The following is a 21,814-nucleotide window of genomic DNA, read 5'->3' as shown; positions in this document are numbered from 1 at the left end:
AAGCCAATCCCCATAACGCCGACTTTTACCGTTTATCCGGTGGTTTAAAAACCAGGATCCCAATCTACTTCGATAGTACGAGTAGCGAGATCGACTTTCTTGATAACCTGCCCATCGAGGAACGGCACAAGACGTTCCTTGATACCAAACGCATCTTTCAGGTTTGCCTTGATGACGATGACGTCATTCGAACCGGTTTCCATCATATCGACGACTTTACCGAGATCGTAGCCTTCAGTAGTCACTACCTGGCAGCCCATAAGGTCTTTCCAGTAGTAGGAACCATCTTCCAGCGCTGGCAACTGCGAGGAATCCACGACAATTTCGCAATTAGTCAGTAGATTCGCCGAATCACGATCGTCAACGCCTTTCAGCTTGATGATCAGATCCTGATTGTGGTGCTTCCAGCTTTCCAGCTGTACTTGCTGCCACTGACCCGCCTTCTGGATAAACCAGGGCTGATAGTCAAAAATGCTTTCGGCGTCTTCAGTGGAAGAAAACACTCTGAGCCAACCACGGATACCGTAAGAAGACCCCATTTTCCCCAAAACGATGGGTTCCACAGGAGCCTGTGCGGCGAGTTGCTTGCTCATCATGACCACCGTGACAGATTAAGCTGCTTTGTTTGCTGCTTTGATCAGCGTAGCTACGCGATCAGAAATAGTCGCGCCCTGGCCAACCCAGTGAGCGATGCGATCCAGATCCAGGCGAGTGCCTTCTTCTTTTTCGCTAGCGATTGGGTTAAAGAAGCCAACGCGCTCGATGAAGCGACCGTTGCGTGCATTACGGCTGTCGGTAACAACAACCTGGTAGAACGGACGCTTTTTAGCGCCGTGACGAGCTAAACGAATAGTAACCATAACATCCTCTTGTGTGAATAAAACACCCAGGCCCCATCGAGGAACGGAGCCCGGGTGTCATATTAAAAGCCCGAAAATTTTACTGATTTCTGGGGAAAATGCAATCAGCAGTTGATAACTCTGCTATAAAAGGCCGTTGGCGGTGCCGTCAGTTCGGTGCCGGCGTGCGCGCAGCCACCGGAGCGTACACGCAGTACGTGAGGATGGCGAGCACACCCCGGTGCCGAAATGGCAAACAAGCCAGGCCGATTAGCGGCCTGGGAATCCTGGGGGCATCATCCCCTTCATACCACGCATCATCTTCGCCATTCCGCCCTTCTTCATTTTCTTCATCATGCGCTGCATGTCGTCGAACTGTTTCAGAAGGCGGTTTACGTCCTGTACCTGCATACCGCAACCGGCAGCGATACGGCGTTTACGGGAACCTTTGATAATTTCCGGTTTAGCGCGTTCTTTCATCGTCATCGAGTTGATGATGGCTTCCATACGCACCAGCACTTTATCGTCCATCTGCGATTTCACATTGTCAGGGATCTGACCCATGCCCGGCAGCTTGCCCATCAGGCTTGCCATACCGCCCATGTTTTTCATCTGGTTGAGCTGTTCAAGGAAATCGTTGAGATCGAAGCCATCGCCTTTTTTCAGCTTGCTGGCTAATTTTTCTGCCTGCGCGCGGTCAACCTTGCTTTCGATATCTTCGATCAGCGACAGCACGTCGCCCATGCCGAGAATGCGCGAAGCAATCCTGTCCGGATGGAACGGCTCCAGTGCTTCGGTTTTCTCGCCGACGCCGAGGAATTTAATCGGCTTACCGGTAATATGACGAATAGAGAGCGCCGCACCGCCACGGGCATCACCATCAACTTTTGTCAGCACTACGCCGGTTAACGGCAGCGCTTCGTTAAAGGCTTTTGCGGTATTCGCGGCATCCTGACCGGTCATGGCGTCGACCACAAACAGCGTTTCTACCGGTTTGATAGAAGCGTGGACCTGTTTGATTTCGTCCATCATCGCTTCGTCAACGTGCAGACGACCGGCGGTATCCACCAGCAGCACGTCGTAGAATTTGAGTTTGGCTTCTTTCAGCGCGGCGTTAACGATATCGACCGGCTTCTGGCCGACATCCGACGGGAAAAAGTCCACACCGACCTGCTCGGCCAGCGTTTCCAGCTGTTTAATCGCCGCCGGGCGATAAACGTCCGCGGAGACCACCAGCACTTTCTTCTTATGCTTCTCGCGCAGGAATTTACCCAGCTTACCGACGCTGGTCGTTTTACCCGCACCCTGCAGGCCCGCCATCAGCACCACGGCTGGCGGCTGTGCCGCCAGATTCAGGGTCTGGTTTTCTTCGCCCATTGCCGCAACCAGCTCGTTACGGACAATCTTGACGAACTCCTGACCCGGCGTCAGGCTTTTGTTAACTTCATGACCAACCGCTTTCTCTTTTACGCGATTGATAAACTCACGCACTACCGGCAGCGCTACGTCAGCCTCCAGCAGCGCCATGCGCACTTCGCGCAGCGTCTCTTTAACGTTGTCTTCAGTAAGGCGTCCACGGCCACTGATATTGCGCAGCGTGCGCGACAAACGATCGGTTAAATTATCAAACATTGTCTCTCGCCTGGGGTGGAAACGGTCGGTCGCGGCAGCGACACATCAACAGAAATTTGTCGCAGTATAACATGAAGCCGCCTTTGTTGTTATGCAACGGTTGGAGCAGCGGTCACGTAACGCTATACTGCTTTTCTTTATCACTGGCCAACTGTCGACACCTATATGCCCGTTTTTGCTCTACTCGCCCTTGTCGCCTACTCAGTCAGCCTCGCGCTGATTATTCCCGCACTGCTGCAAAAAAACAGCGGCTGGCGGCGTATGGCTATTCTCTCTGCGGTTGTTGCGCTGGTAAGCCATGCTATCGCCCTGGAAGCGCGTATCCTACCCGGCGGTGAAAGCGGACAAAACCTGAGTCTGTTGAACGTCGGCTCGCTTGTAAGCCTGATGATCTGTACGGTAATGACCATCGTCGCGTCCCGCAATCGTGGCTGGTTATTGCTGCCTATTGTCTACGCCTTTGCGCTGATAAACCTGGCCTTCGCTACGTTTATGCCTAACGAGTTCATCACTCATCTCGAAGCTACGCCGGGCATGATGATTCACATCGGGCTATCGCTGTTCGCTTACGCCACGCTGATTATCGCCGCACTCTATGCGCTACAGCTTGCGTGGATTGACTACCAGCTGAAAAACAAGAAACTGGCCTTCAGCAATGAGATGCCGCCACTGATGAGTATTGAGCGGAAAATGTTTCATATCACCCAAATTGGCGTGGTTCTGCTGACGCTCACCCTGTGCACTGGCCTGTTTTACATGCATAACCTGTTCAGTACCGAGAACATTGATAAAGCCGTTCTCTCTATCGTGGCATGGTTTGTCTATATCGTTCTGTTGTGGGGGCATTACCATGAAGGTTGGCGCGGACGTCGCGTCGTATGGTTTAACGTCGCAGGCGCAGGCATTCTGACGCTGGCCTATTTCGGCAGTCGCATCCTGCAGCAGTTCGTGAGTTAAATCTTTAAGGAATCCTACGTGGAACACATCTCCACCACCACGCTCATTGTCACGCTCCTCATCATGGTGGTCATTTCCGCCTATTTTTCCGGTTCTGAAACCGGAATGATGACCCTGAATCGCTATCGTCTACGTCATCGGGCCAAGCAGGGAAATCGACAGGCGAAACGCGTTGAAAAGTTACTTCGCAAGCCGGATCGCCTGATAAGCCTGGTGCTCATCGGTAATAATCTGGTGAATATTCTGGCCTCCGCGCTCGGCACCATTGTCGGTATGCGCCTGTATGGCGATGCGGGCGTCGCTATTGCCACCGGGGTACTGACGTTTGTGGTGCTGGTTTTTGCCGAAGTGCTGCCAAAGACGATTGCCGCGCTATATCCGGAAAAAGTCGCCTATCCGAGCAGCGTCCTGCTGGCTCCGCTGCAAATTCTGATGATGCCGTTAGTATGGCTACTCAACACCATCACGCGGCTGCTGATGCGCATGATGGGCATCAAAACGGATATCGTAGTGAGCGGTTCGCTGAGTAAAGATGAACTGCGAACGCTGGTGAATGAATCGCGCTCGCAAATCTCACGCCGTAACCAGGATATGCTGCTGTCAGTGCTGGATCTGGAAAAAGTCAGCGTCGATGACATCATGATCCCGCGTAATGAAATCATCGGCATTGATATTAACGATGACTGGAAATCAATCGTGCGTCAGCTTTCGCACTCTCCGCACGGTCGTATTGTGCTGTATCGCGACTCGCTCGACGACGCCATCAGCATGCTACGCGTACGTGAAGCCTGGCGATTGATGGCCGAGAAAAAAGAGTTCACCAAAGAGACCATGTTACGCGCCGCCGACGAAATTTATTACGTTCCGGAAGGCACACCGCTCAGCACCCAGCTCATTAAATTTCAGCGCAATAAGAAGAAAGTGGGCCTGGTCGTCAATGAATATGGCGATATTCAGGGACTGGTTACGGTCGAGGATATCCTGGAAGAGATTGTTGGTGACTTCACGACCTCAATGTCACCGACGCTTGCCGAAGAAGTCACGCCGCAGAATGACGGTTCGGTGATCATTGACGGTAGCGCCAACGTTCGTGAAATCAATAAGGCGTTTAACTGGCATCTGCCGGAAGATGACGCACGTACTGTGAACGGTATTATTCTTGAAGCGCTGGAAGAGATCCCGATTGCTGGCACACGTGTGCGTATTGGGCAGTACGATATCGATATTCTCGACGTGCAGGATAATATGATTAAACAGGTGCAGGTGTTGCCCGTCAAACCGCTGCGGGAAAGCGTATCGGACCAGTGAGAGTAATCCAGACCGGGTAGTGCATCAGCATTACCCGGTCTGAGGCTAATTAGCCTTTGGCTTTCGCCACAGAGACCATCGCCGCACGGATGGTACGTCCGTTCAGGGTATAGCCTTTCTGCATAACCATCAGCACATTACCGGCAGCAACGTCGTCAGACTCTACCATTGCAATCGCCTGGTGCACGTTCGGGTCCATCGGCACGTCGATATCCGCAACCACCTGTACGCCAAACTTCGCCACAACATCCAGCATTGACTTACGGGTCAGCTCAATACCTTCGACCATAGCCGCCATAGCGTCATTGTCTTTGTCCGCAACTTCCAGCGCACGGTCCAGGCTATCCAGCACCGGCAGCAGTTCGTTGACGAATTTTTCCAGTGCAAACTTATGCGCTTTTTCTACGTCCAGTTCGGTACGACGACGCAGGTTTTCCATTTCCGCTTTGATACGCAACACGCTGTCGCGCTCGCGCGTTTCGGCTTCAGCAAGCTGAGCTTCCAGATTCGCAATTTTTTCATCGCGCGGATCCACCTGCTCAGCAGAAGCGTCTGGTTCAACCGCCTCAACTTCTTCGTGCTGATCCATGATAATTTCTTCCGGGGCTTGCCCCTCAGGCGTTTTCTGTTCTTTACTACTCATGAATTTCTCCGCGTTTTTTTCGCATTCATCTCGCTAACTTGGCTTATTATGGGGATCAGATTCAGGGATTCAAGGGAAGCACTCACATTGTCACTAATCTTCGTTACAAGGACCTCGAGAAAATGAACAAACATTTCAAGTGTATTGGCATTGTGGGGCATCCACGTCACCCCACTGCACTGACCACACATGAAATGCTCTACCGTTGGCTGTGCGCCAAAGGTTATGAGGTTATCGTTGAGCAACAAATCGCCCACGAGCTGCAGCTGAAAAATGTGAAAACCGGTACGCTCGCAGAGATTGGCCAGCAGGCAGACCTCGCAGTGGTAGTCGGCGGCGACGGCAATATGCTGGGCGCCGCACGCACCCTTGCACGTTATGACATCAAGGTTATTGGCATTAACCGCGGTAATCTCGGTTTTCTGACCGACCTTGACCCAGACAATGCCCACCAACAGTTAGCTGACGTGCTGGAAGGCCACTACATCAGCGAAAAGCGCTTTTTACTTGAAGCCCAGGTGTGCCAACAGGATTGCCAGAAGCGTATTAGCACGGCGATCAATGAAGTTGTGTTGCACCCCGGAAAAGTGGCGCACATGATTGAATTTGAAGTCTATATCGATGAAGTTTTTGCCTTCTCCCAGCGCTCGGACGGCTTGATTATTTCCACACCGACCGGCTCTACCGCCTACTCGCTCTCTGCCGGAGGTCCGATCCTGACGCCTTCGCTGGATGCTATTACGCTGGTCCCGATGTTCCCGCATACGCTTTCCGCGCGACCGCTGGTGATCAACAGTAGCAGCACCATTCGCCTGCGCTTCTCTCATCGCCGTAACGATCTGGAAATCAGTTGCGACAGCCAGATCGCCCTGCCTATACAGGAAGGTGAAGACGTATTAATTCGCCGCTGTGATTATCATCTAAACCTGATACACCCAAAAGATTACAGCTATTTCAACACATTAAGCACTAAACTAGGCTGGTCAAAAAAATTATTCTAATTTAACGCCAACCTCTTTACTGTATAAAAAACCAGTTTATACTGTATGTAATTACAGTTATGGTTTTTCATACAGGAAAACAGCTATGTTGGCACAACTGACCATCAGCAATTTTGCTATCGTTCGTGAACTTGAGATCGATTTCCAGAACGGAATGACCGTTATTACCGGTGAAACCGGTGCGGGTAAGTCCATTGCCATTGATGCTCTCGGTTTGTGCCTGGGCGGACGCGCAGACGCCGACATGGTACGTGCAGGCGCCACGCGAGCCGACCTCTGCGCGCGATTCGCCTTAAAAGACACCCCCGCGGCTCTGCGCTGGCTGGAAGAAAACCAGCTTGAGGAAGGCCGTGAATGTTTGCTGCGTCGTGTTATCAGCAGCGACGGACGTTCACGCGGCTTCATTAACGGCACTGCCGTACCGTTGTCACAGCTGCGCGAGCTGGGCCAGTTGCTTATTCAAATCCACGGTCAGCATGCGCATCAGCTCCTGACAAAATCAGAACACCAAAAGTCTCTGCTGGATGGTTACGCCAATGAAGCGTCCCTGACTCAGGAAATGGCTGCGCGCTACCAGCTGTGGCACCAAAGCTGTCGTGATCTGGCGCATCATCAACAACAAAGTCAGGAACGCGCAGCCCGGGCGGAACTGTTGCAATACCAGTTAAAGGAACTGAACGAATTCAACCCGCAGCCGGGTGAATTTGAGCAAATTGATGAAGAGTACAAGCGTCTGGCTAACAGCGGGCAATTGCTCACCACCAGCCAACAGGCGCTGGCTATCCTGACGGATGGCGAAGACATCAACCTGCAAAGCCAACTGTACACCGCAAAGCACCTGGTCACTGAACTGGCAGGCATGGACGGCAAACTTTCCGGTATCCTGGATATGCTGGAAGAGGCCACTATCCAGCTCAGCGAAGCCAGCGACGAGCTGCGCCACTATTGCGATCGTCTGGATTTGGACCCTAACCGTTTGTTCGAACTTGAACAGCGTATTTCCAAACAAATCTCATTGGCCCGCAAGCATCATGTTGCCCCTGAAGCGCTGCCACAGTTCTATCAGTCTTTGCTGGATGAACAACAGCAGTTAGACGATCAGGCCGACTCGCTCGAAACCTTAACCCTGGCGGTGAATAATCACCACCAGCAGGCTCTGGAAACGGCAAAAATGCTGCACAAACAGCGCCAGCATTATGCTCAGGAACTGGGACAACTGATTACAGAGAGCATGCATACTCTCTCAATGCCGCACGGTGTCTTTTGCATTGATGTGAAATTTGAGGAACATCATTTGAGCGCAGACGGTGCCGATCGCGTAGAGTTTAAAGTGACCACTAACCCAGGCCAGCCGTTGCAGCCGATTGCGAAAGTGGCTTCAGGTGGGGAACTGTCGCGCATTGCGCTGGCTATTCAGGTTATTACCGCACGCAAAATGGAAACACCTGCGCTGATTTTCGATGAAGTGGATGTCGGTATCAGCGGCCCGACTGCTGCGGTAGTAGGAAAAATGCTGCGTCAGTTGGGCGAGTCAACTCAGGTAATGTGTGTTACTCACCTGCCGCAGGTTGCTGGCTGTGGCCATCAACACTTCTACGTCAGCAAAGAAACGGATGGCGCGATGACCGAAACACACATGCAGCCGCTTGATAAACGCGCTCGCCTGCAGGAATTAGCCCGCCTGCTTGGCGGTAGCGAAGTAACGCGCAATACCCTCGCAAATGCAAAAGAACTGCTGGCGGCATAAACTTTTTTACCTTGTTAAGGTCTGAGTTCAACATAAAATCGCCGACCGACCCGACAGCAAAAGGTTTTAAAGTGGTGAAAGGTCTATTATCATCGGCATATTACATATGAGCCGCGTACTGCTCGGGCCCGAAAAGGAATCAAATCACTATGCGCTGTAAAACGCTGACTGCTGCTGCAGCAGTACTACTGATGTTGACTGCAGGCTGTTCCACTCTGGAGCGAGTGGTTTACCGCCCTGACATCAACCAGGGAAATTATCTGACACCTACCGATGTCGCCAAAGTGCGCACGGGTATGACGCAACAGCAGGTTGCTTATGCTCTGGGTACACCAATGATGTCCGATCCTTTTGGCACTAACACCTGGTTTTATGTGTTCCGTCAGCAACCTGGTCATGAAGGCGTAACCCAGCAAACACTGACGCTGACCTTTAACAGCAGCGGCGTTTTGACCAACATTGATAACAAACCTGCTTTGACCGACAACAAGTAGGTTTGATAGATCAAAAAAGGTGCTCAATGAGCACCTTTTTTATTGTCTGCTATTTTTTAGCGGATTTCTCTGCTCGCTGTCTGCGCAGCTCTTTCGGATCAGCAATCAGTGGCCGGTAGATTTCCACCCTGTCACCGTCCTGCAGAACATCAGCAAGCTTTACCGGACGGCTGTAAATGCCCACTTTATTTTTGCTGAGATCGATATCGGTACGTAATTCCAGTAGCCCGGAAGCGCGGATAGCCTCTTCCACCGTAGCGCCCTGTTGCAGCGTTACACGTTGCAGATACTGTTTCTCGGGCAGCGCATACGCCACTTCAACGACAATTTTAGCTGACGCTGACACTGTAAACCTCTTTCGCGCGAACCGTGAAGGCCTGCACCATGTTTGAAGCCAGCTCTTTAAAGATACGACCAAACGCCAGCTCGATTAATTTATTGGTGAACTCAAAATCGAGATGAAATTCAATGCGGCACGCTTCATGACTCAGTGGCGTAAACTTCCATCCGCCAATGAGTTTCTTGAACGGTCCGTCGACCAGATGCATCAGGATGCTCTGGTTACTGGTCAGTTGATTGCGCGTAGTGAACGTTTTGCTGATCCCTGCTTTCGAGACATCCACCGCCGCTGTCATCTGTCCCGGAGTTGACTCCAGCACACGGCTACCGGTGCAACCCGGTAAAAACTGGGGATAGGATTTAACATCATTCACTAGCTGATACATCTGTTCCGCACTGTAAGGTACTAAAGCGGTCCGGCTAATCTGAGGCATAACAATTTCCATCAATATCAATCACACAAATAATACCATTTATCCCCCGCTAAAAAAAACGCTATAGCCTAACTCGTGCTAAGATAGCGCCTTGCGCCCCGCTGGATGAAATGGGGTGTTTTTCGATTCCAGATTACCTATACTGAGCGGCATTATGACGAAGAAAAAAGCACACAAACCTGGCTCAGCCACAATCGCGCTGAACAAGCGCGCACGACACGAATACTTTATTGAAGAAGAGTTCGAAGCAGGACTCGCTCTGCAAGGTTGGGAAGTCAAATCCCTGCGCGCGGGTAAAGCTAACATCGGCGACAGCTACGTCATCCTTAAAGACGGCGAAGCGTTCCTGTTTGGCGCCAACTTCACACCGATGGCTGTTGCCTCAACGCATGTGGTATGTGATCCCACCCGTACCCGTAAGCTGTTGTTAAACCAGCGTGAACTCGACTCCCTGTATGGTCGTATGAATCGTGACGGTTATACCGTCGTTGCGCTTTCACTGTACTGGAAAAATGCCTGGTGCAAAGTGAAAATTGGCGTCGCAAAAGGTAAGAAACAGCACGACAAGCGCTCCGATGTGAAAGAACGCGAATGGCAGTTAGATAAAGCGCGTATTATGAAAAATGCTGGTCGCTAATCGCTACTCCCCTATGACCAGTCTCTCATCCTGAGACTGGTTCTTATTTTTTAGTTATTGAAACCCACCTAATACATTCATCGAGTTTATGGTTTATTTGAGCTGAATCGTTCAGGTATAAAATAAACTTCCCTGGCATTACTGTAGCACTCCATAGTCTAATAAAATAAAACTTCAAGACCATACCACCTGTATTTAAACTTATTTAATAACACTATTATCACTGTTGTTTATTATATCACCACCTCATTTCAGTTAAATCACAAACCCTTTAGATACAATAAATTAACTAAAAAACCAACCATTAAATACGCACCGGAAAGTATCCTTTTCAATAAGCCAAATATATTTTTAATATGGATAAGTTGCAGAATACTTTCTTTCTGACTATATCATCTAATACGAAAGAACTATTCAGCCGACAGGTCCCGAACGTATTTGATAAGTAAACGAACATCTGTATGACCTAATCAATGTAATTACATGTCTAAATTCATCTTTATGATGAACGGGGCCCCTGTCTGCTCATTTTCCCAGCGCGCTGTTGCGGATTAATACTCCCGACATGCCATCAGGAGTGAACATATGCGTCTACTCGCCGTTGTATCAAAATTAACTGGCGTTTCCACAAATGTTGAATCCTCTGAAGTTACGCTCAGTTCGCCTTCTATCGTGAAACTGTCGGTGTCGCGTGAGGAGGTGAGTCAACTGACACGCGTTAATCAGGATCTGGTTGTCACACTCCGCTCAGGTGAAACCATCACCATTAAGAACTTCTACGTCGGAAAAGGTGATGCGCAAAACCAGCTTGTTCTGGAAGACAGTAATGGTGCGCTGTGGTGGGTTCAGGATACTGATGGGGCATTCCATTTCCAGCATTTGGACGATCTCACTCCACTAATGACTGCCGAGGGAAGCCATGAAGGCGGCGCCGTCTGGCCGTGGGTTCTTGGTGGGATCGCGGTCGCAGGCGGAATTGGCCTCGCCGCAGGTGGCGGCGGCGGCGGCGGCGGCGGCGGTGGGAGTGATAATAACGCCGGAAACGGAAATGGCGGAAATGGCAACGGTAATAATGGGGATGGCGGCTCACCGCCAACAACAACCCCTAACATGCCTGACGTACCCGTTATCACCAGCATAATCGATAACCAGGAGCTGATTACTGGTCCTGTTAATCAGCAGGAATCCACCAACGATAATACGCCCACTCTCCAGGGCACCGGCCCCGCAAATGCCACATTGCATATTTTTGATAACGGCGTCGAAATCGGCCAGGTCACTATAGATGCCAACGGCAACTGGTCGTTTACGCCATCCTCTCCGCTCGCAGACGGTACCCACAAGTTTACCGTCAGTGCATCAGACGGTACGGGCAGCAGCGACATGTCGGACAGTTGGGAGATTATTGTCGATACGCTTGCCCCCGACGCCCCTGTGGTCACAGAAGTAACTGACGATTCAGGTTCCATTAAAGGCTTGATAGGTAATAACGGCGTAACCGACGATGCCACTCCAACACTCACAGGCACTGGTGAGGCGGGCTCTTACATCAGTATTTCTGATAATGGCATTCTGATTGGCATGGTTCAGGTGGATGACAATGGTAACTGGACGTTTACACCGGATACACCGCTTAGCGACGGTGTTCACGATCTGACGCTGACGCAAACTGACGATGCGGGTAACGTGAGCACGGAAACGAGTGTACCGACATTCACCGTTGATACCACCCCGCCTGAAGGCGCGGTCATTTCCTCCGTAAACCTGCAAGGCACCGAGGTAACCGGTAGTGCAGAGGTGGGAAGCCAGGTCATTATCATCGGTAGTAATAATCAGGTTTTGGGTTCAACTACCGTTGATCAAACCGGCAATTTCGTCATCGCGATTTCACCTTCACAGACGCACGGTGAAGCGCTGATCGCGAAGATTCAGGACCAGGCAGGCAACGTCGGGCCAGATACCTCCTTCAATGCCACTAACTCTGGCTACCCGGGCGTACCCGTTATCATCAGCATTGTGGATGATGTTACCCCCTCAACTGGACCATTGAACAATAATCAGGCCACCAACGACCCAACGCCTACGATCTCGGGTACCGCAGACGCCAACAGCACGGTTAACATTTATAACAACGGTGCGCTTGTTGTAAGCGTGCTTGCCGATTCCAGCGGCAACTGGACCTGGACCTCCAACACCAACTTGCAGGACGACTCATACTCCTTCACCATCACAGCAACCAACCACCTGGGCACGGGAGGAACGTCAGCGGCATTCAATATCACTATCGATACTCAGCCACCGTCAGCGCCGGACGATCTGAACGTATCTGCCGACGGCTCTGTCGTCACCGGTACAGCCGAACCAGGAAGTACCGTGACCATCAATAATAACGGTCTTCAGATCGGCAGCGGCGTCGCCGGAACGGATGGCTCATTTACCATTACCATTGACCCGCCACAGACCAATGGTGAAACCATTACCGCTATTGCCACCGATCCCGCCGGGAACCCAAGCCAACCGGAAACCGCGCTCGCGCCAGACATCACAGCACCACAACCGCCAGCTAATCTGGTGATTAATCCTACAGGCGATCAGGTTACCGGCATGGCGGAACCCAACAGTACGGTACATATTCTGGATCCTGGTGGCGCGATAATTGGAACAGCAACCGCCGGCTCGAACGGAGAATTCACCGCCACGCTGGTTCCGCCGCAGACCAACGGAGAACATCTTGTCGCCAACGCGACGGATGCGGCTGGCAATACCAGCGGCAACAGCGCGATTACCGCCCCGGATACCACGGCACCTGACGCGCCTACCGGCGTCATCGTCGCCGGGGACGGTGGTTCTGTAAGCGGACATGCTGAAGCGGGAAGCTCCGTCACCGTAAAAGACAGCAATGGTAATCAGATCGGCGCAGGCCAGGCTGACAGCGGCGGCAACTTCACGGTGTCGATTACGCCGTCGAAAATGAACGGCGAAACGGTAAAAGTTACCGCAACGGACAGCAGCAATAACGAGAGTCAGCCAACTTCCGCGGTGGCTCCGGATATTACCGCCCCCGGAACACCCATCATCACCGCCGTGACGGATGACCAGCCCATGTACCAGGGCCCTCTCAAAAACGGCGATGTCACCAACGATAGCAAACCTAAGCTGGAAGGCACCGCCGAAGCAGGTTCTCAGGTCAAAATTTACGATAACGGCACCCTGCTGACGACCGTTGTCGCTGATATCAACGGTAACTGGAACTATACGCCAGTCTCGGCGCTAAGCGAGGGCGCTCACATCTTCACGGTGACAGCCACAGACGCCGCGAATAACACCAGCAGCGCGGCAAGCTGGAAAATAATTGTCGATACCATTGCGCCAACTGTTCCAGTGATAACGTTGGTTAACGATGACGTTGGCAGCATTACGGGCAGCGTTGCAAATAACGGTTGGGTCACCAACGACAATACGCCAACCATCTCGGGTACCGGTGAGCCAGGTTCACTGGTGAACCTGTACGATGGCATTCAGTTATTGACGGTTATTCTTGTCGACAGCTCGGGTACCTGGAGTTATACCGTTCCGGGGAATCAGGTGCTCAGCGATCGCACCCATCAGTTTACGGTATCGGCAACTGATGCCGCCGGTAATGTCATCACCTCACCCACAGTGGTCAGCGTTACCGTAGATACCCAACCGCCAGGCGATCCTGTCATTTTGGCTGCTACCGACGACGTTGGGAATGCACCGATCGATCTGCCTACCGGAAGCCGTTCAAACGATACCTTGCCAGAGCTGAAAGGAACCGGAACAGACGGTTCTAAGATCACTCTCTATGATGGAACTACGCCAATTGGAAGCACGACTGTTTTGCCCGGAGGCACCTGGAGTATTCAACTCGACCAACCGCTCAGTGAAGGCTCACACAATTTATCCGCTATTGCCACGGACGTTGCAGGCAACGCCAGTAATGCCGGGACCTTTACGCTAACGATTGATACCACCCCACCAGCAGCCCCAGTTATCAGCTCCGCAGAAGGTCTGATTGGGACAAATCTACAAACGCTGAGTAACGGCAGCAGTACCAAAAGCTTGAATCCAGAACTCTCCGGAACCGGCGAGCCCGGCGCGAAGATTACGATTTATGATAATGGCGGTTCCATTGGCACCGTCACCGTACAGCCAGACGGCACCTGGACATTTACCCCAACCTCACTCGCCGACGGACCGCACAAATTCACCGCTACAGCGACTGATGTTGCAGGCAACACGGGGATCCCATCAGCCAGCTTTACCCTGACGGTAGACAACACACCTCCCGCACAACCAGCCGCGCCAATCATTACCGACGATGTGGCTCCGGTAACAGGTGTGGTCACTAACGGCAACACCAACGATACCACGCCAACCTTTAGCGGCACGGGAAACGTCGGGGATTTGATTACCATTTATCTGAACGGCACTCCCCCTTTGCAGGGAACGACAACAGTAGGTGCAGACGGAACCTGGAGCTTTACTCCGCCAGCACCGGTTACTCCAGGTACTTACCAGGTAACCCTCACCGCAACCGATCCGGCAGGCAACGTCAGCCAGCCATCAACAGCTATAACACTGAACATCGACACGACGCCGTCTGCGCCGCCGGTGATTATCGCCGCCAATGATAACGTCGGCGATATCATGGGTGACCTTGCGCCCAACGCCGTGACCGATGACACCACGCCAACCATTCGTGGTACAGGTGTCAATGGAGACATCATCACTCTGTATAACGGCGGTACGGTGATCGGCACTGCAACGGTGGCAGGCGGTACCTGGAGTATTACCCCCGGGACTGCGCTGGCAAACGGGAACTACACATTAAGCGCTACCGCAACAGACCCCGCAGGTAACGTCAGCGACAATTCAAACAGCATTTCGTTTACGGTTAACAACACGAAGTTAACGTTGCCGCAGGTCACGGATATCCAGGATAACGTTGGCGTCTTTACCGGTTCGCTAACCAGCGGCAGCGTCACGGACGATACAACGCCAACCATTAGCGGTACCGGCACACCGGGCAGTACGATTTTGATTTTCGATGGTAACAATCCCATCGCCATTGCGACAGCTACCGTTGCTGCTAACGGCAGTTGGAGTGTGGATGTCCCCCTCACGCCCAATGTCACTCACACACTGACTTTCGGCGCCGTGGATGACGCAGGTAACTCACTGACAGCAGATAACCCGCTGACGTTGATTGTCGATACCCTGCCGCCTGCAACGCCTACGGTTACCAGCGTAGACCCGAAAGGTACGCTGGTTAGCGGCTCTGCCGATCCAGGCAGTACCGTCATCATTCGCAGCGGTACCACGATCCTCGGCCAAGGGATCGCAGACGGCTCAGGTAACTTCGCTGTCACAATTTCGCCAGCACAAACAACCGGTCAGGCGCTCAACGCCATCGCTCAGGATCCCGCTGGAAATCAAAGCGATCCGACAACGTTTAACGCTGCAACCTCCAGCGTTCCTCATCCACCAACGCTTGAGATCGTTGATGACATTGCGCCCATCATGGGGGTGATTGGCAACGGTAAAACTACCAATGACACATTACCGTTGCTGCAAGGGACGGCCACAGCAGGGGCGACTGTTAATATTTATATAAATGGCACATTGCTCCCCATCACGGTAACTGCCGATGCCGTGTCTGGCGCATGGAGTTATCAGTTACCCGACCCACTGACTAATGGCGTAACCTATAACTTCACTGTGGCGCAAACCGTCAATGGCATACTGAGCGGTCAGTCACCCAACTACGCTATCACCATCGACACGACGGCACCGCAAGCGCCAACGATCACCAGCATTATCGACGATGTTGCCCCCGGAACTGGATCGTTGGATAAAGGGCAAATTACAAATGATTCACGTCCGACGCTCAACGGAACTGGCGAACCCGGGGCAACCATTACCCTCTACGATAACGGTATCGCTTATGCCACAACGACCGTAAACAGTAACGGATTCTGGAGCTTTACCCCGACAGCACCGCTGGGAGAAGGCGATCATCTCTTTACCGCCCGCGCAACGGACGCCGCTGGCAACCAGGGAGATCCATCCAGTGATTTCCGGATCATTGTCGATACCCTGGTACCGAATGCGCCATCTATTGTGACGGTCACGGACAACGTTGGTACGATCCAGCCCCTGACCTCCGGGCAGTTGACCAATGATAATACCCCAACGCTTGCTGGCGTTACCGAGGCGGATTCGGTTGTTACCATCCGCGATAATGGCACGGTAATCGGCACAACCACCAGCGACGAAAATGGCAACTGGAGCTTTACGCCTGCCCCTGCTCTCGGAGAAGGAAGCCACTCGCTGACTGCCAGCGTTACAGATAACGCGGGTAACATTAGCCCGACAACGCCACCATTTGTGGTCGTCGTCGACACGCTGGCGCCAGCCACACCGAGCATTACCTCAGTAATTGACGATCAGCCCGGCAATACCGCGCTGACCAACGGACAGCTTACAAACGATGCGCAGCCTACCCTGAACGGCAAAGGCGAGATTGGCGCCATCATCACGATCCGTGATAACGGCGCTGAAATAGGTACAACTCAGGTGGACGAGTCAGGTAACTGGAGCTTCACTCCGGATGCTCCGCTGGGACAGGGGCAACATATTTTCACCGTCGTTGCCACAGATCAGGCGGGGAACACAGGCGGAGTATCATCATCGTTTACTATTGAGCTGGACTCTATTGCCCCGTCTGCACCGGTAATTCTGACCGTTCAGGACAATACCGCGCCGACAACCGGGCCAATCTCCAATGGGCAAATCAGCAACGAAAGTCGCCCGGCGCTCAGCGGTACCGGTGAAATTGGCGCGACGATTACCGTCCTGAGCGATGGTCAGCCGATTGGCACCACCATCGTCGGCGCAGGCGGAAACTGGAGTTTTACGCCCTCCGCGGCATTGGGTAACGGCCAGCATACTCTGACCGTCACGGCTACAGATAGCGCAGGCAATACCAGCCTGCCTTCTGGTGGCTTTACCTACACTGTCGATACTCTGGCACCGACAGCGCCAGTGATTACTCAGGTTGCGGATGATGTCGGCCCACTGATTGGAAATCTGAACAACGGTCAGGCCACGAACGATCCACTCCCGACGCTTAGCGGTACAGCAGAAGCCAATTCCACGGTGAAAATTTACGATAACGGAGCGCTGATCGGATCTGCTCCTGTAGATGGTACGGGCGCCTGGAGCTTCACACCGGGAACCCAACTTAGCAACGGTAACCACGCGCTGACGGTAACAGCCACCGACGCGGCCGGAAATGTCAGCCCGACATCTGCAGGATTTAACATCGTTGTTGATACCGTCGCCCCGCTTGCGCCAACGATTATCCAGGCGTTTGATGACGTGCAGCCGGGAACCGGAACGCTATCGAACGGAGCCTCTACCAACGACACCCGCCCCGTACTCAGCGGCTCAGCGGAAGCCGGTGCCCGGGTAGCCATCTACGATAATGGCGCGCTGCTGGCAACGGTGACTGCGACGATAGACGGCACCTGGGAATATCTGCCTGCCACGCTGGGTAACGGTCAGCATGTGTTTACCGCCATCGCCACCGACGCCGCCGGGAACGTGAGTCCTGTCTCAGGCGGGTTTACGATTAATGTCGACACCATTGCACCATCCGTCCCGCTGCTGGTCTCTGTGGTGGATGATATCGCAGGCGGCGTGTTCAATGCAGCGCTCAGCAACGGACAGCTGACCAACGATGCACGTCCGACGCTGAACGGCACCGCCGAGGCAGGCAGCACCATCAGCATCTATGACGGAAGCACCCTGTTGGGTACCGCGCTGGTGCAAAGCAATAACAGTTGGTCGTTTACCCCAACCACACCGCTGGCAAATGGATCGCACACCTTCACCGTCACCGCCACCGATGCGGCGGGCAACACCAGCGGCGCGACGGCAGGCTTTAGCGTGGTAGTTGACACCACAGCGCCGACGCAGCCTTCAATCAGCAGCATTATTGACGATGTCGGGCCAAACACCGGGCCGATTGGCAGCAATCAGCCGACCAATGACGCGCGCCCAACGTTAAACGGCATCACGGAAGCCAACGCGCGAGTTGATATTTATGATAACGGCAGCTTTATCACCAGCGTAACGGCGGACGGCAGCGGCAACTGGAGCTACACCCCGACTACCGCGTTGGCACAAGGTACCCACTCGTTTACCATCACTGCAACGGACAGTGCGGGTAATACCAGTGGCATATCGTCTGCGGCAGCGATCGTGGTCGATACCGTTGCCCCGGGTATCCCAACCGGGCTGGCGGTAAACGCCAACGGCACCGCGCTCACCGGCGTTGCCGAGCCAAACAGCACGGTCATTATTACCTCCAGCGGAGGAACGGTGCTCGGCACGGCAACCGCCAACGCCTCCGGTAATTTCACCTTCACTCTGAACCCACCGCAAATCAGTGGGCAAACTCTGCTGGTCAGCGCACAGGATGCCGCAGGCAACATCGGTACGGCGGGTAACGTGCTGGCACCGTTTACCGGCGTACCACCTGCGCCTGTTATTGCCAGCGTGCTCGATGACGTCGGCACTATCATGGGACCCGTCGCTCCCGGTAAAACCACCAATGACACCCTGCCAACGCTCAGCGGAACGGCGCAGGCTAACGCCGTCATCAATCTGTACAACAACGGCGTGCTAATGGGCTTCACGACCGCAGACGGTAACGGGATCTGGAGCTTTACCCCATCCGGTGCACTCAGCGAAGGTAACCATGCGTTTACCGCCACGGCAACCAACGCCAACGGCGCAAGTGGGTTGTCCGGTTCGTTCAGCGTAATTGTGGACACCACACCACCGACCGCGCCAACGATCCTGATCAGCGCCGATGGCGGTACCGTCAGCGGCGTCGCCGAAGCGGGAAGCACCGTCACCATTTCTCTGCCCGGCGGCACCAGCGTGACGGCAATCGCCAACAGCAGCGGTGTCTACAGCGTCAACCTGCCGGTTCGCCAGATTGAAGGGCAGTCGCTGTCCGCCACGGCGACCGATGCGGCGGGAAATACCTCATCGCCGACAAACGCTCTCGCACCAGTATTGCCGCTGCTGGCTGAAGACAATGTCACCAGCCTGCCGCTACAAACCGATGTCACCGTCAGCACCGAGCATCAAAGCGATTATGGTTTCCTGTTGGTCAATGCGCTGGGAAATGTCGCCAACGTGCTGGGGAACGATACGGCAAGCGTGAATTTCAGCATAGCCTCTGGCGGCAGCGGATCCATTACGATCAATGCCGCAGCGACCGGCGTGGTGCTGTCGCTTTTAAACACGCTTGAAGTCGTCATCCAGCGCTTTGACACCGCGCTGAATACCTGGGTGACAGTGGTGGATACCGGGAAACCAAACTTTGCCAGCCTGCTCACCCTGGGCGCCTCGGGCGTAACGCTCAATTACAGCGGACTGACTGGCGGTGATTACCGCGTGGTCAGCTACAACACCAACCTGCTGGCGACCGGGGCATACACCAGCCTTGATGTCTCAGTGGTAAAAGCCAGCGCAGGGACCATCACCGGCGGTACCACGGAATCCGGGAATATCATCACCGATACCGATCCCGCCAACGGGCAGGATAATGCCCCTTCCGGCACGCTGGTCACCGCCATCACCGACGGTAACGGCAACGTCGTGAACATCCCGGCAGAGGGCATTAATGTGCAGGGGAAATACGGCATTCTGCATATCAATCAGAACGGTAGTTACACCTATACCCTGACCAATACGTCAATCTCGGTGTATGGCCGTTCTGAAAGTTTTACCTACACGCTGACGCATGGCAGCGATCACTCCTCGGCAAAACTGGTGGTAACGCTCGGTCAGGCGCCCACCACCAGTACGGTAACCGCGGCAGATGATGTAGCTGCGCTGACTTACGGGACGCAGGTCATCGCGGTTGATCATGGCACATCACAGCAAACCGGCTTCACCCTCGCCAACGTCGGACTGGGTAATGTGCTGGACGTCAGCCTGGTTAACGGTTTAACCAATCCGATCAAATTTAATGTGGATGATGGCGCAACCCGCACGCTGACCGTCAAGGCCAGCGTTCTCGGCGTCACGGTTGGCGGTTTTGATCTCTATGTTTATCGCTTCAACGAGTCCATTCAGCAGTATGAGCAGTTCCGCGTGAAGCCCAACTGGGTCACGGCGCTGCTAGGAGGTAGCTCAACGGATTACACCATCACCCTGCCTGGCGGTGACTACCTGTTCCTGCTTAACGCCTCCGGCGGTCTGACGCTGCTGACCAGCTATACCCTGAATATCCAGGCCGATCACACCTACGCCGTCGACAGCCTGAGTGCGACAACCAATGGAAACCTGCTGGTCAACGACTCGGCTCCGGCCAATACCGTTATCACCGAAGTTAACGGTGTCACCGTAAACGGAACGGGCACTACCACCATTAACGGGCAGTACGGCACGCTGACTATTGATGCGAAAGGGAACTACACCTACACACTGAGAAGCGGACTGGGCGCAGACGGTATCAATACGCCGGACAGTTTCGTGTATAAGGTCAAAGCGCCAAACGGCGATACCGGCAGTGCATCGCTGAATATCAAACCAACACCGCAGGCGCTGGATGCAGTAAATGACGTCAGCAGCACGATGGCGGTCACCACCCAGGCGGATACTTCCCGGTCGTTTACCGACGACAGCGTCGGGAACGCCAGCTGGAGTGCCCAACTCCTTTCACCCACCTCAAAAAGTGGTACTGGCGTCATTGAAATCGCTACGGGAACGGCGGTGCAAAACGCCATACTGCATTTTAACGTCGCGTCAGGTCTGACGCTGGGCGGGCTGACCGTCACCTGGGCGCTGTATGACAGCAACAACATCAAGATTGCCGGTAACTCTTTCAATGGCGGATTGCTGGTTGGCGGCAATATCGATATAGCCTTGAGCGGGATCGTACTGCACCCCGGCAACTATCGCCTCGACTATACCGGAAGCGTCGGGGGGCTGGGGCTGGGGAATATCACCATCACCCCCAGCGTGAAAGGCACGATAATCGACCTGCAAAACTTCGAGACTTCCGCAGCGAACAGCGTCACCGGCAATATTTATGACGGAGACCATATTGCCAGCGTGCATACCTTGCTGACGGTGAACGGCACGGGCGGCAGTACCGCCACGCTTGATCCGCTGAGTAGCACGACCAGCGCCATCATTAACGGGTTGTACGGCAAACTGACCATTGGCATTGATGGTCATTACACCTATGCCCTCAACAGCGATGTCTCGCTCTCCACCATCGTCACCAAAGAGACATTTACCTACACCCTTAACGACCAGAATGGCCATACCGATACCGCTACGCTGACCATCAATATGAATCCGCAAGTGGTGAGTACCGTCGATGCCGATCGCCTGACTGGCAGCGCCTACGGCGATACGCTGATTTATCACCTGCTCAACGCCAACGACGCTACCGGCGGCAACATTAGCAATGGTGCTACCGATACCTGGACCAACTTCTCGCTGGCCCAGGGTGACAAAATCGATATCGGCGACCTGCTGGTGGGCTGGAACGGGCAGAACGCTACACTCGGCAACTACCTCACTGTAACCACCAGCGGTAACAACACGGTGATTGCCATCGACCGCGACGGTACGGGCAACACATATCACTCAACCAATCTCATAACGCTGGAGAACGTACACACCACGCTCGATGAGCTGGTGCAACAAAATCACATCGTACCCTGACG

Annotated in this window: 13 protein-coding genes; 7 read left to right on the top strand and 6 right to left on the bottom strand. The window is 53.6% G+C overall.

Going from position 1 to position 21,814, the window contains the following annotated elements:
• Window positions 1–44: 44 nt before the first annotated feature.
• From rimM to ffh, 3 genes are all read right to left on the bottom strand, one after another.
• The gene (gene rimM, locus OGY06_RS00280) at window positions 45–593 is read right to left on the bottom strand and encodes a ribosome maturation factor RimM (protein WP_003031230.1); all 549 of its coding nucleotides are present in this window, start codon (window positions 591–593) and stop codon (window positions 45–47) included.
• 18 nt (window positions 594–611) lie between these two features.
• Window positions 612–860 (bottom strand): 30S ribosomal protein S16, encoded by a 249-nt coding sequence (gene rpsP / locus OGY06_RS00275; RefSeq protein WP_003031228.1) that lies wholly within the window; start codon window positions 858–860, stop codon window positions 612–614.
• A gap of 249 nt (window positions 861–1,109) precedes the next feature.
• Window positions 1,110–2,471, bottom strand: a complete 1,362-nt coding sequence (gene ffh / locus OGY06_RS00270; RefSeq protein WP_003031226.1) for a signal recognition particle protein — start codon at window positions 2,469–2,471, stop codon at window positions 1,110–1,112.
• Between the two features lie 165 nt (window positions 2,472–2,636).
• On the opposite strand from ffh, the gene OGY06_RS00265 reads away from it, so the two are divergent.
• Window positions 2,637–3,428, top strand: coding sequence for a cytochrome C assembly family protein (locus OGY06_RS00265; RefSeq protein ID WP_003031224.1), 792 nt, complete (start codon window positions 2,637–2,639; stop codon window positions 3,426–3,428).
• An 18-nt stretch (window positions 3,429–3,446) separates the two neighbouring features.
• On the top strand, window positions 3,447–4,736 hold the full coding sequence (locus OGY06_RS00260) for an HlyC/CorC family transporter (protein WP_003826409.1): 1,290 nt from the start codon (window positions 3,447–3,449) through the stop codon (window positions 4,734–4,736).
• Between the two features lie 49 nt (window positions 4,737–4,785).
• Here OGY06_RS00260 and grpE read toward each other — a convergent pair whose 3' ends face one another.
• Window positions 4,786–5,379, bottom strand: a complete 594-nt coding sequence (grpE, locus tag OGY06_RS00255; protein ID WP_003826408.1) for a nucleotide exchange factor GrpE — start codon at window positions 5,377–5,379, stop codon at window positions 4,786–4,788.
• Window positions 5,380–5,501: 122 nt separating this feature from the next.
• Between grpE and nadK the strand changes: the two genes are divergently transcribed.
• The 3 genes from nadK (at window position 5,502) to bamE (ending at window position 8,621) form a co-directional block, all read left to right on the top strand.
• On the top strand, window positions 5,502–6,380 hold the full coding sequence (gene nadK / locus OGY06_RS00250; protein WP_125112768.1) for an NAD(+) kinase: 879 nt from the start codon (window positions 5,502–5,504) through the stop codon (window positions 6,378–6,380).
• 85 nt (window positions 6,381–6,465) lie between these two features.
• Window positions 6,466–8,127, top strand: coding sequence for a DNA repair protein RecN (gene recN, locus OGY06_RS00245; RefSeq protein WP_125112769.1), 1,662 nt, complete (start codon window positions 6,466–6,468; stop codon window positions 8,125–8,127).
• Window positions 8,128–8,276: 149 nt separating this feature from the next.
• Window positions 8,277–8,621 carry an outer membrane protein assembly factor BamE gene (gene bamE, locus OGY06_RS00240; protein WP_003826401.1) on the top strand — a complete coding sequence of 115 codons (345 nt, stop codon included), beginning with the start codon at window positions 8,277–8,279 and terminating at the stop codon, window positions 8,619–8,621.
• 49 nt (window positions 8,622–8,670) lie between these two features.
• Here the strand turns inward: bamE and OGY06_RS00235 are convergent, their stop codons facing one another.
• Both OGY06_RS00235 and ratA read right to left on the bottom strand, forming a co-directional pair.
• Entirely contained in the window at window positions 8,671–8,967 is a 297-nt protein-coding gene (locus OGY06_RS00235) for an RnfH family protein (protein ID WP_008785525.1), read from the bottom strand.
• Window positions 8,951–9,394, bottom strand: a complete 444-nt coding sequence (gene ratA, locus OGY06_RS00230) for a type II toxin-antitoxin system toxin RatA (RefSeq protein WP_003826396.1) — start codon at window positions 9,392–9,394, stop codon at window positions 8,951–8,953. Before ratA ends, OGY06_RS00235 begins: the two co-directional genes overlap by 17 nt.
• A gap of 154 nt (window positions 9,395–9,548) precedes the next feature.
• Here ratA and smpB point away from each other — a divergent pair, with 154 nt between their 5' ends.
• Complete coding sequence (gene smpB / locus OGY06_RS00225; RefSeq protein ID WP_003031211.1) at window positions 9,549–10,031, top strand: SsrA-binding protein SmpB; 483 nt, start codon at window positions 9,549–9,551, stop codon at window positions 10,029–10,031.
• Window positions 10,032–10,616: 585 nt separating this feature from the next.
• A complete protein-coding gene (locus OGY06_RS00220) occupies window positions 10,617–21,812 on the top strand; it encodes a BapA/Bap/LapF family large adhesin (protein WP_286604426.1) in 11,196 nt (3,731 codons plus the stop codon).
• Window positions 21,813–21,814: the final 2 nt, after the last annotated feature.

It is taken from the genome of Citrobacter sp. Cpo147, assembly GCF_030332405.1.
GTDB lineage: Bacteria > Pseudomonadota > Gammaproteobacteria > Enterobacterales > Enterobacteriaceae > Citrobacter > Citrobacter portucalensis.
The sequence above is the reverse complement of the archived record's forward strand: the minus strand, read 5'-3'. Positions and strand labels throughout refer to the sequence as shown.